This is a genomic window from Salinibacterium sp. NYA9b (assembly GCF_976973725.1).
The window spans coordinates 781,501-793,362 of sequence record NZ_OZ333476.1; the positions used below are offsets into that span (position 1 = coordinate 781,501).

Genomic DNA, 11,862 nt, shown 5'->3' on the forward strand with positions numbered 1-11,862 from the left:
CGGGCATTACACTGAGTACCCTCATTCAGTGATTGTGACTCTTATGCTTATCCGTTCCTCCGAGGAAACCATCTAATGCTGTGGTACGCCGGCAAGCGTTTCCTTCAGATGATCCCCGTATTTTTCGGCGCGACCTTTCTGATCTACTTCATGGTTTTCGCCGTTCCTGGCGATCCCATCGCCGCTCTGTACGGCGACCACCCGCCAGCTCCGGGAGTGATCGAAGCTATTCGGGCCGAGTACAACCTCGACAAGCCGTTCCTCGTTCAGTACCTGCTCTACATTGGCGGACTGTTTCAGGGTGATCTCGGAACCACTTTCTCGGGTCGCCCCGTGGTTGATGTCATGGCTCAGGCCTTCCCAATCACTGCGCGCCTCGCCATTCTTGCGCTCGCGATCGAAGCATTCTTCGGAATCATCGTTGGTCTCGTTGCTGGTCTTCGCAAGGGAAAGCTCTTCGACGCTTCCGCTCTTGTCATCAGCCTTCTGCTCATTTCGGTCCCCACCTTCGTGGTTGGTTTCGTGCTGCAATTCGTCTTCGGTATCCAGCTTGGCTGGGCGAGAACAACGGTGAGCGGCTCGGCCCCCTGGGGCGAGTTGATCTTGCCCGCGATCGTGCTGGCCTCGGTGTCGTTTGCCTACATCGTGCGGCTTACTCGTGCGAGCGTCGCAGACAACCTCAACGCTGACTTTGTGCGCACCGCAACGGCGAAGGGGCTTTCTCGACGTCGTGTGGTTACCGTGCACGTTCTGCGGAACTCGCTCGTTCCCGTCGTCACCTACCTGGGTGTCGACATCGGTTCGCTCATGGTCGGCGCGATCGTAACTGAAGGAATCTTCAACATTAACGGTGTCGGTGGAACCGTCTACCGAGCAATCACGTTGGGAGAAGGCCCCACAGTCGTCTCGTTCGTTGCAGTGATGGTCATCATCTTCGTGCTCGCCAACTTGCTCGTCGACTTGCTCTACGCCGCGCTCGACCCAAGGATTCGTTATGCAAAGTAACAACACTGGCCGCCAACGGCCCGGTCAAGAACACTTCATCGCCTCGCTGGCGGAAACCCCGGTAGCCGAGGTCGATCAGGTTGACGAAACCGGAAAGGCTCGCAGCACATGGACCGATGCGTGGGAGGCCATGCGTCGTCGTCCCATGTTCTGGATTTCCTCCAGTCTCATCTTCGTGATCCTTATCGTCGCCCTGTTCCCGGGATTATTTGCGAGCGTCGATCCACGCGAGTGCTACCTGAAGTTCAGCAATGGCGATCCGCAGGCCGGTCATCCGCTCGGGTTCAACCGTCAAGGCTGCGACGTCTACTCGCGAATCATCTTCGGAACCCAGGCTTCGGTGACGATCGGTCTGTTGACCACCGTGATCGTCACGCTCTTCGGCGGCGTCATCGGAGCTCTTGCTGGCTTCTATGGCGGGCTCCTCGATTCGATCGTCTCGCGTCTTGGTGACGTCTTCTTCGCTGTCCCCACCGTTCTCGGAGCAATCGTTCTGTTCTCGGTTATCTCGGTTCGCGACGCTCTGACGGTCTCGCTCGTGCTGTCGCTCTTTGCGTGGCCACAGATCGCTCGAATCATGCGTGGTGCAGTTCTCTCGGCACGCAACTCTGACTACGTCACTGCGTCAGCAGCACTCGGTGTCTCGCGATTCAAGACACTCGTGCGCCACGTCGTGCCCAACGCAATCGCGCCGGTAATCGTCGTAGCGACCGTGTCGCTGGGTATCTTCATCGTTGCTGAAGCGACGCTGGGGTTCCTCGGAATCGGCCTGCCCCCGACCGTGATGTCGTGGGGAAACGAGATCAACCAGGCGCAAGTAACGGTTCGCACGCATCCGCAGACCCTGTTGCTGCCATCGGCTGCGCTGTCGATCACCGTTCTCGCCTTCCTCATGTTCGGCGACGTAGTTCGCGATGCCCTTGACCCGGAAGCGAGAGCACGCCGATGACCAATCCAGAAACAGTTCCAGTGACTCCTGACGCTTCTACCGAAGAAACCCCGCTGCTGAAAATCCGCGGGCTCGAAGTGGGCTTCGAAACGCAGCGCGGAATCGTCTCCGCCGTGCGTGGTGTCGACCTCACGCTCTACCAAGGGCAGTCGTTGGCGATCGTTGGCGAATCCGGATCGGGCAAGTCCACGACGGCCCAAGCTGTCATCGGGCTTCTTCCCGGCGCCGGAAAGGTCGTCGGCGGTTCGATTGAGTTCGAGGGAAACGATCTTTCTACCTTCACTGACGCTCAATTCGCTGAAGTGCGCGGTAGCCAGATCGGTTACGTTCCCCAAGACCCCATGTCGAACCTCAACCCCGTCTGGAGCATCGGCTTTCAAGTCGAAGAGGCGATCAGGGCCAACGGGCTTGCTCAAGGCAAACAAGCGAGAGAGCGCACTATCGAAGTGCTGCAGGAAGCTGGTCTGAGCGACGCGAGCGAGCGCCTGAAGCAGTACCCCCATCAGTTCTCGGGAGGAATGCGCCAGCGCGTACTCATCGGTATCGGGCTCTCCGCCCGCCCGAAGCTCCTGATCGCCGACGAGCCGACCTCAGCACTCGACGTCACGGTGCAACGTCAGATCCTCGATCACCTGCAAACGCTCACGCGTGACTACGGCACGTCAGTGTTGTTCATCACGCACGACCTCGGCCTTGCCGCGGAGCGCGCAGAACAGCTCGTGGTGATGTACAAGGGCAAGGTTGTTGAGTCAGGCCCGTCGCGGGAGATTCTTGAGAACCCGCAGCATCCTTACACTCAGCGTCTTGTTTCTGCGGCGCCGAGCTTGGCATCGCGTCGTATTCAATCGATCAAGACGTCGAGCCCCGACGGCGAAGCCCCGAAGATTTTCGGGGAAGGATCGCTCGATGAGGCCCTCATTGCTCGAGCTGCGACTCGAGAAGCTGCGGCAGATCAAGACCTGATCAAGGTAAGCAACATCACCAAGGTCTACGAGATTCGCAAGCAGGGGTTCCGCAAGGACAAGCTCCTCGCAGTCAACGACATCTCGTTCGGCGTCAAGAAAGGCACGACGACCGCCCTGGTTGGAGAGTCTGGTTCTGGCAAGTCCACGGTGGCCAAGCTGATTCTGCAACTTGAGTCCCTCACGAGCGGAACCATCGAGTTTGATGGCAAAGACCTTGCCGGAATCAAGGGACAGGAGCTCCTCGAGTTCCGTCGCCGTGTACAGCCCGTGTTCCAAGATCCCTACGGTTCGCTCGATCCGCAATACAGCGTAGGCAACACGATCGCTGAGCCGCTGCTGGCTCATAAGCTGGGCACAGCGAAAGAGCGTTTCAAGCGCGTGAGCGAATTGCTTGATCAGGTCTCGCTTCCGCAGGCCGCACGTCATCGTTACCCCGGCGAGCTCTCCGGTGGTCAGCGTCAGCGGGTGGCTATCGCTCGGGCGTTGGCGCTCAAGCCAGAAGTTCTGGTGCTTGACGAAGCAGTGTCGGCGCTCGATGTGCTGGTTCAGGGGCAAGTTCTCAACTTGCTCACCGAACTGCAGACTGAGCTCGATCTGACCTACCTGTTCATCACCCACGACCTTGCTGTCGTGCGGTTGGTCGCGGATAACGTCTGCGTCATGCAGGGTGGCCGCATCGTAGAAGCCGCGTCAACAGACGAGGTCTTTGAGAACTCCAGCAATCCCTACACACAGGAATTGCTCGAAGCGATCCCCGGCGCCAACATCACACTCGGCGCCTAGTTTCTCGGTGCAGAAGGGCCGTTCCCCACTCGGGGAGCGGCCCTTCTGACTTAGACTCGTTTCTAGCGTGCCACCGCGCGCTGTGTGTCCGTGTGCAGGAGGGGTTTCGTGAGCGCCACAAGAATTACGGCGAGCCTTGCTGTTGCCGCCGCCGCAGCATTGGTGTTGGCAGGCTGTGTTCCTCAGCAATCGCCCACCATCGAAGGCTCTGAGCTCACCGTCGCGGTCACCCACCCCTATACGTCGGGAAACCCGTCAACGTCCTTTGGCGCGAGTGACACCAACGCGACGATCGCCTATGCCACAGGCTCAGGCTTCACCTATTTTGATGACACGTCAGCGCTTGTGCGCGATGAGTCTTTTGGCCACTTCGAGAAGGTCTCCGATGACCCCCTCGCGGTGACCTACACGGTGTCTGACGGCGTGCGCTGGTCAGACGGTTCCGCCGTGGACGCCGTTGATCTGCTTCTCGAGTGGGCTGCGACATCCGGTGCGCTTAATGCCCCTGATGCGGATGCCGCAAGCACGGTGGATCCCGAAACCGGGGCGCCAATAGATCGTTCGGATGACCGCGTGCTGTTCGACGCGAGCGCTACGGGAGATACCGGAATCGCTCTCGTCACTGAAATGCCGCAGATGAGCGACGACCGGATGTCGCTCACCCTCGTGTTCGATGAACCGACAGCCAACTGGCAATCTGCCTTCTTTGGTGCGGAGTCTGCCGCCAAACCCGCTCATGTTGTTGGCATGATGGCGTTTGCTAGTGACGACTCGATTGCGGCGAAAGAGCGCGTTTTCTCGGCCATTAGTGAGGGCAATGAGAATGATCTTGCCGCGATTGCTCGCACCTGGAATACCGTCTTCAATTTCGAAGGCATGCCCGCGAACAAAAGCCTTGTTGTCTCGAACGGGCCGTACGTAGTTTCAGATTTTGTGGCGAATCAATACGTGACGCTCCGTGCCAATGAAAACTACAGCGGCATGCGCGAGCCGACGTTTCAGGAGATTCGCGTTCGGTTCATGAGCGATCCGCTCGCGCAGGCACAGGCGTTGCTTGTCGGTGCTGTGCAAGTGGCAGTGCCGACGATGAATCAGGATGTGCGCAATGCTCTCGCGACGATGAACGCCACCGTCATCGATGGCACCACCGATAGCTTTGAACACCTTGACCTGCAATTCGCGGAATCAAAGAGTGGCGCCTTCGACGACCCGCTCGTGCGTCAAGCCTTCCTCGCAACGGTGCCGCGCGCCGCAGTTGTTCAGACTGCGCTGGGGGAGCTGTATCCCCGAGCAACGCCGCGTGACTCATTCCTCTTCGCTCCCGGCGATGAGGACTATCGCAGCGCGCGTGCCGCTAACGGTTCCGCCGACTTCGTCGAGCCAGACATTGCCGGCGCCAAAGAACTCCTTGCCGAAGCGGGCGTCTCGAAGCCTGCCGTATGCATCCTCTATGACGCCGCCGACGACATGCGTGCCGCCGAGTACGCGTTCATTGCCGAGTCTGCCAAGGCGGCGGGTTTCGTGGTGAGTGATTGTTCGACTGATGACTGGCGTGACCAACTCGGCACCCCCGGTGCGTACGATGCAGCGCTATTCAGCTGGCAGAATCCTCGCCCCGGCGTAGGTCTTTCGGCGGCTATCTACGGCACCGATGGCTATGCCAACCTCAATTACTTTTCGGATCCAACGGTCGATTCGCTGATCGCCGATGCGACTGACCCCGCCCTCGATGACGAAGGGCGATCGAACGCCCTGAAGACGGCGGATGCTGCGCTGTGGAGTGCATCCTATGGAATGCCGTTATTTCAATACCCCACCACAATCGCGTTCGACCAAGACCGGGTTGCTGACGTCTCGCTATCGTCGCTGAATCCAGGCGTATGGTGGAACGTGTGGGAGTGGAAGCCTTAGCATTTTCGACTCCCTTATGGGGCGGCTGCGATAAATCTTGTCAAACAGGGTAAACTGGTGGAGCAGGATACTCTGAATGATCTTCTGCGCCCTCCCAAGATCTTTACCCGGTGGCATCAGGCCGCCGATCTGCTGCCGAGAATTTCTGCGCAGCGTCTGCGGTGAAAGACCGCACAGCCTCCAATGAATTAAGGAATATTGCTATGGCTATGGCCACTCGCAGCGATTTGCGCAACGTAGCAATCGTTGCCCACGTTGACCACGGAAAGACAACTCTCGTTGACGCGATGCTTCGCCAGACGAACTCGTTCGAAGCGCACGCGCACCTCGAAGAGCGCGCAATGGACTCGAACGAGCTCGAGCGCGAAAAGGGCATCACGATTCTCGCGAAGAACACCGCGATTTCGTACAACGGCAAGTACGCCACCGATGGTCCCATCACGATCAACGTCATCGACACCCCCGGCCACGCCGACTTCGGTGGCGAGGTTGAGCGTGGACTCAGCATGGTTGACGGTGTTGTTCTGCTCGTTGACGCCAGTGAGGGCCCGCTTCCGCAGACTCGCTTCGTTCTTCGTAAGGCTCTTGAAGCCAAGCTTCCCGTGATCCTGTTGGTCAACAAGACTGACCGTCCGGATGCGCGCATTGACGAAGTTGTTGCCGAAAGCCAGGACCTGCTCCTCGGCCTCGCGAGCGACATGGCAGACGACGTTCCCGACCTCGACTTGGACGCCATTCTTGATGTCCCGATCGTTTACGCTTCCGGCCGTGCCGGTGCTGCGAGCTGGAACAAGCCCGAGAACGGCACCTTGCCTGACAACGATGACCTTGAGCCTTTGTTCGACGCCATCCTCAAGCACGTTCCCGCACCGTCGTACGACGACGAGCACCCCCTGCAGGCCTGGGTTACCAACCTTGACTCCTCGCCGTTCCTCGGCCGTCTTGCTCTTCTGCGTGTCTTCAACGGCACCATCAAGAAGGGCCAGACTGTTGCCTGGGTCAAGCACGATGGAAGCGTCGCTAACGTGCGCGTCACCGAGCTCATGATCACGAAGGCTCTCGACCGTTACCCGGCCGAAAGCGCCGGCCCCGGCGACATCGTCGCTGTTGCAGGCTTCGAGGACATCTTCATTGGTGAAACTCTCTGTGACCCCAACGATGTTCGCCCGTTGCCGACCATCACGGTCGACGACCCCGCAATCTCGATGACCATCGGAACCAACACCTCGCCGGTCATCGGCAAGGTCAAGGGCCACAAGCTCACCGCTCGCATGGTCAAGGACCGTCTCGACCGCGAACTCGTCGGTAACGTCTCGCTCAAGCTCGTCGACATCGGTCGTCCGGATGCTTGGGAAGTTCAGGGTCGTGGAGAGCTTGCTCTCGCCATCCTCGTTGAGCAGATGCGTCGCGAAGGCTTCGAGCTCACCGTCGGTAAGCCTCAGGTAGTTACCAAGCGGGTCGACGGCAAGCTTCACGAGCCGTTCGAGCACCTCACGATCGACGCTCCAGAAGAGTACTTGGGTGCAATCACTCAGCTTCTCGCCGCCCGCAAGGGCCGCATGGACGGCATGAGCAACCACGGCACCGGCTGGGTTCGCATGGAGTTCGTTGTTCCTTCGCGTGGTCTCATTGGATTCCGCACCGAGTTCATGACCATCACCCGCGGTGCTGGTATCGCCAACGCGGTCTCGCACGGCTATGACCAGTGGGCCGGCGAAATTCTTACCCGTGTCAACGGCTCAATCGTCGCTGACCGTGCCGGTGCGGCTACTCCGTTCGCGATGGTTGCTTTGCAGGAGCGCATGTCGTTCTTCGTTGAGCCCACGCAGGAGGTCTACGAAGGCATGGTTGTTGGCGAGAACTCACGAGCCGACGACATGGACGTCAACATCACTAAGGAAAAGCAGCTCACCAACATGCGCCAGTCGACCTCGGACTCGTTCGAGCGTATGACTCCGTCGCGCAAGCTCACGTTGGAAGAGTGCCTCGAATTCGCTCGCGAAGACGAGTGCGTAGAGGTAACTCCGGAGTTCGTGCGAATCCGTAAGGTCGAGCTCGATGCCAACGCTCGCGCACGCAGCACGTCGCGTATGAAGAAGCAAAACGCCTAACCTTTCTTCTCGCAGCAGGCTCACATGAGTCAGCAATCTGCGCGGAGTACGATGCAGCTACGGTCATCCTGATCGTGGCTGCATCGTTGGTTAACGGCGCATTCAGCCGCACCATCGCGTCACTTCTGGAGTTAGTCATGTTGAGCGCCCGCCGCAGTGTTAGCGCATCCGTCGCCCTCGTTCTGGCCTTGGCCATTACGCCAGCGCTATCGGGCTGTTTCGGCGATAGCCCCATCGGTGGAATCGTGGAACAGGCTACGGGCGGCAAAGTGAGCCTCGGCGGCGATGAGGTTCCCGAGGGCTTCCCCAGCGCGGTGCCACTGGCCGCCGGCGAAGTGCAGTTTGGTATTGCTGCCGGCGACGGAGATAACCGCGGCTACAACATCACCATCTTGACGGGCACTGAATCGCCCCTCGATGCCATCGAAACGCAATTTGCGGATGCCGGTTACGAGTCACAAGTGCAAGCCAGCGGTGCTGATGGTGCCGGTTCGGTTCTCTTCTCAAACGATTCGTGGAATGTCGTCGTCCTCGTCGCGCACACCGATGATGGCTACACCGCGAACTACACTGTCGCGCCCGCTTCGATGGGCGAATAGGCTACTTCGGCACAGAGCTCGGAAGGTCAGTGGTCGGAAGGGCGAGCAAGCCCGACGGCTGGCTGCCTAGCGGCGGTGGTCGACCGTGTTAGGCGAGGTCGAACATCCCAGCTCCGATGAAACTGCCCGAGTGCGCCCCTGGCGGCACGGCGAAGATCGCTGAGCCGACGTAACGCACGTATTCGTTCATGAGGTCGTTGCGGGAGAGCGCAAGCTGAATCGGCACGAACTGGGTTTCGGGATCGCGCTGGAAGCTGATGAAGAACAGGCCAGCGTTGAGGCGCCCGAGCTCATCGTTGCCATCGACGAAGTTGTAGCCGCGTCGCAGAATTTGTGCGCCGCCGTGAGTGTCGGGGTGGGCGAGCTTCATGTGTGAATTCTCGTCAATCAGCGGCGCATCATCGCGACCAGCCTGTTCAAAGTCGGGGTCGGTGAACTCGGAACCGCCGCTGAGCGGTGCGCCTTCACCCTTGGTGCGCCCGAAGATCGTCTCTTGTTCACGGAGCGAGGTGCGGTCCCACGTTTCGATGGTCATGCGAATCTTTCGGCTGACGAGATAGGAGCCGCCGGTCATCCACGAGGTTCCATCGTTGGATGCCGCCCACACATGTTCATTCACGCCGTCGGTATCTTCGGCGCGGAGGTTTGCAGTGCCGTCTTTGAAGCCGAACAGGTTGCGGGGCGTCTTCTGCGCTTGCGTTGTTGACGAGGTGCGGCCGAAGCCGAGCTGAGACCAGCGCAATGTGGCGCGGCCAAAGGCGATGCGCGAGAGGTTGCGGATCGCGTGAACGGCGACCTGCGGGTCGTCACTGCACGCTTGGATGCAGAGGTCACCGCCGACGAGTTCGGGCAGCAGAGCGTCACTGGGGAACTTGGGGAGGTCAATGAGGGCTGCTGGTCGTTTGCCGGCGAGCCCGAAGCGGTCATCGAACAGGGCGGGGCCGAACCCGAAAGTGATCGTGAGACCACCCGGTGGCAGGTCGAGGGCTTCGCCCGTGTCATCCGGTGGCGCATCGTAGGGTCCACTCGCGGGGCCGTAGTCGCCTGCGGCTTCGCCGGTAGTCATGCGCGCGGCGGCGTAGCTCCAGTCTTGAAGCAATTCGATGAGTTCGTCGCGAGAGATGTCATTGACGTCAAAGGCGGCGAAGTGCAGTCGATCCTGAGCCGGCGTAATGATGCCCGATTGGTGATCGCCGAAGAACGGGTAGGTCGCGGCGACATCGTTGCCCGTCGTCGACGAGCCGTCACCGCCGCCGAAGGCGAAAGCCCCACCAACGCCGAGTCCGGCACCCACGACACCAGCCCCGGCGAGCCCGAGGAGGCCGCGGCGGGAGAGACCCTTGGTGTCATCTGTCGGCATTGCAGTTCTTTCGGTGTGGGGTGGTGGGCGGCGCTTGCTGTCTGCAGCGGCCAGGGAGGGGCGGAGTGGAGTTAGAGCACCAGCACCGCGGTGAGACGGGACAGGGGCTCGGCGAGTGCGTTCACCTGATCGGAGAACGCGCGAATTTCGCTCGTGGACAGCTCAGTGTAGAGGCGGAAGCCATCGCCTTCACGCTGGGCATCCAGCAATACCTGCAGCTCGTCGAACTCCGCGTCGAGGGTGGCCGCAAGATCGGCATCCTTGGCGACGAGGATGTCGCGAACGCCGTCGTAGAGCACACGAGCGCCATCAATATTGGCTTGGAAATCCCAGAGGTCGGTGTGCGACCAGAACTCTTCTTCTCCGGTCACCTTGCCACTGGCCACCTCGTCGAGGAGGCCGATGGCGCCGTTGGTCTGCTGGTCGAGTGTGAACTCAAGATCTTGCACGTTGTTGTACAGCGTGTTGGTGTCTTCGACGAGTTGCGACGCAAGCGCTTCACGCTTGGACTGGTCGTAGGGTTCGAAGCCGGCTTCGGCATCCGCAGGCCAGAGGTCTTTCTCCATGGCGTGCCAGCCGGTCCACTCTTGACCGTCTTCAAGGTCGGCTTCGCGCAGATCCATGCGGGGGTCGAGGTCACCGAACGACTCAGCGACTGTTTCGACACGCTCCCAGAACACGCGCGTGGGGGCGTAGAGAGCGCGAGCAGCGTCATCGTCGCCCGCGATGTACGCGGCAGCAAAGTCTTCTGTGCCTACGACGAGATTCTCAATCTGATCCTTGACGTAGCTCTTGTAATTGGCGTTAGCCGCGGCGATTTGCTCGGCAGTGTCACCGCTGAACGACAAATCTGTACCCGAATCGGTGACCGTAAACGCGGCCGTGCCAACTCCCTCGCCGATCATGCCTGGCTTGCAGACCGTGAAGTAGTCACCCGGTTGAGCCAGTACGACGAGATCGCGACTGATGCCGGGGCCGATGTTCTCGACCTCGCCGACGATGCGCAGCCCGTCATCCGCCAGCAGGTAGAACTCGGTGACCTGGTCACCGGAGTTCGTGACGGAGAAGACAAGGGTGCCGCTTGGCGCTTCGCTGGCGCTCACGGCGCAGTCCGTGGCGCTGCTGTCGACAGTGATTGTGTTGTCGGCGGTGGCTTCGGTGCTGTTAGCAACGCAGCCGGTGAGAGCGAGCGCGGCGACAGTTGCCGCCGCGGCGAATCCGTAGCGGGTGGGGCGGGTGGTCATCAGGCTCCTTGAGTGCTGAGGTGTGCTTCGGGCAGCAGCGGCTTGTCAGCACGCTTGTTGCCGCGAACAGTGCGGATGAAAATCGTCATGACAGCCCCGACATAGGCGAGCCACACACCGGCTTCGAGCCACGTGGTTGCGGGGGAGAAGTTGAGCGTGCCCTTGAGCAAAGTGCCGTACCAGCTGTCGGGCGGGATAGCCGCGCTGACGTCGAAAGCGAGCGCGTGCAGGCCCGGCAGCACGCCAGCCTCCTGCAGATCATGCACACCGTAGGAGAGCACGCCGGCGGCGACGATGATGAGGATCGCGCCTGTCCAGGTGAAGAAGCGAGTGAGGTTGATGCTGACGACGCCGCGGTAGATGAGGTAGCCGAGCACGATTGCGGCAGCGATGCCGAGTGCTGCGCCAGTGAGGGGGAGTGCGGTCGAGCCGCTCGCCTGCACTGCTGCCCAAATAAAGAGGGCGGTTTCGATACCTTCGCGACCGACCGCGAGGAACGCGACGAGAACGAGACCCCAGCCGGCGCCCGTGAGATGAGAATCAACCTCGCTGCGCAGTTCGCGACCGAGGCCGCGTGCTGCGCGCAGCATCCAGAAGATCATCCACGTGACAAAGGCGGTCGCAACGATAGAGAGGATGCCGCCGATGAGCTCTTGAGCCTGGAATGACAAGCCATAGGCGCCAAACGTGAGACTCGCACCGAGGCCGAGGGACAACACGACGGCAATAGCCACTCCGAGCCAGATGCGGGGGAGTACATCGGTGCGATCGATCTTGCGAACGTAGGCGATGAGAATGCCAACCACAAGCGCGGCTTCAAGGCCTTCTCGTAGGCCGATCAGGAAGTTTGCGAGCACGAGACTCTCTTGTCGATTGAGTTCTGGACAGGTTGGTAAGCCTAACCTAAGCAACCCTAATTCGGCTACCTGTGCTTA

At 60.3% G+C, this 11,862-nt stretch carries 9 protein-coding genes; 6 read left to right on the forward strand and 3 right to left on the reverse strand.

The features are described from left to right. Positions 1 to 75 precede the first annotated feature (75 nt). From ACWFSR_RS03755 to ACWFSR_RS03780, 6 genes are all read left to right on the forward strand, one after another. Positions 76 to 1,005: an ABC transporter permease gene (locus ACWFSR_RS03755; RefSeq protein WP_197107388.1), complete on the forward strand. Its 930-nt coding sequence runs from the start codon at positions 76 to 78 to the stop codon at positions 1,003 to 1,005. After that, positions 995 to 1,954, forward strand: a complete 960-nt coding sequence (locus ACWFSR_RS03760; RefSeq protein ID WP_197107387.1) for an ABC transporter permease — start codon at positions 995 to 997, stop codon at positions 1,952 to 1,954. Before ACWFSR_RS03755 ends, ACWFSR_RS03760 begins: the two co-directional genes overlap by 11 nt. Next, positions 1,951 to 3,702, forward strand: coding sequence for a dipeptide ABC transporter ATP-binding protein (locus ACWFSR_RS03765; RefSeq protein ID WP_197107386.1), 1,752 nt, complete (start codon positions 1,951 to 1,953; stop codon positions 3,700 to 3,702). Before ACWFSR_RS03760 ends, ACWFSR_RS03765 begins: the two co-directional genes overlap by 4 nt. 108 nt (positions 3,703 to 3,810) lie before the next feature. Next, the gene (locus ACWFSR_RS03770; RefSeq protein ID WP_447523098.1) at positions 3,811 to 5,613 is read left to right on the forward strand and encodes an ABC transporter family substrate-binding protein; all 1,803 of its coding nucleotides are present in this window, start codon (positions 3,811 to 3,813) and stop codon (positions 5,611 to 5,613) included. A gap of 203 nt (positions 5,614 to 5,816) precedes the next feature. Then, complete coding sequence (typA, locus tag ACWFSR_RS03775; RefSeq protein WP_197107385.1) at positions 5,817 to 7,724, forward strand: translational GTPase TypA; 1,908 nt, start codon at positions 5,817 to 5,819, stop codon at positions 7,722 to 7,724. Between the two features lie 74 nt (positions 7,725 to 7,798). Next, the gene (locus tag ACWFSR_RS03780) at positions 7,799 to 8,323 is read left to right on the forward strand and encodes a hypothetical protein (RefSeq protein ID WP_447523099.1); all 525 of its coding nucleotides are present in this window, start codon (positions 7,799 to 7,801) and stop codon (positions 8,321 to 8,323) included. Between the two features lie 88 nt (positions 8,324 to 8,411). On the opposite strand, the gene efeB is transcribed toward ACWFSR_RS03780, so the two are convergent. The 3 genes from efeB to efeU all read right to left on the reverse strand — a co-directional run bounded on the left by efeB (position 8,412) and on the right by efeU (position 11,784). Then, positions 8,412 to 9,683: an iron uptake transporter deferrochelatase/peroxidase subunit gene (gene efeB, locus ACWFSR_RS03785; RefSeq protein WP_197107384.1), complete on the reverse strand. Its 1,272-nt coding sequence runs from the start codon at positions 9,681 to 9,683 to the stop codon at positions 8,412 to 8,414. Positions 9,684 to 9,754: 71 nt separating this feature from the next. Then, complete coding sequence (gene efeO, locus ACWFSR_RS03790) at positions 9,755 to 10,927, reverse strand: iron uptake system protein EfeO (protein ID WP_197107383.1); 1,173 nt, start codon at positions 10,925 to 10,927, stop codon at positions 9,755 to 9,757. Then, the gene (efeU, locus tag ACWFSR_RS03795) at positions 10,927 to 11,784 is read right to left on the reverse strand and encodes an iron uptake transporter permease EfeU (protein WP_197107382.1); all 858 of its coding nucleotides are present in this window, start codon (positions 11,782 to 11,784) and stop codon (positions 10,927 to 10,929) included. Before efeU ends, efeO begins: the two co-directional genes overlap by 1 nt. Between the last annotated feature and the right edge of the window lie 78 nt (positions 11,785 to 11,862).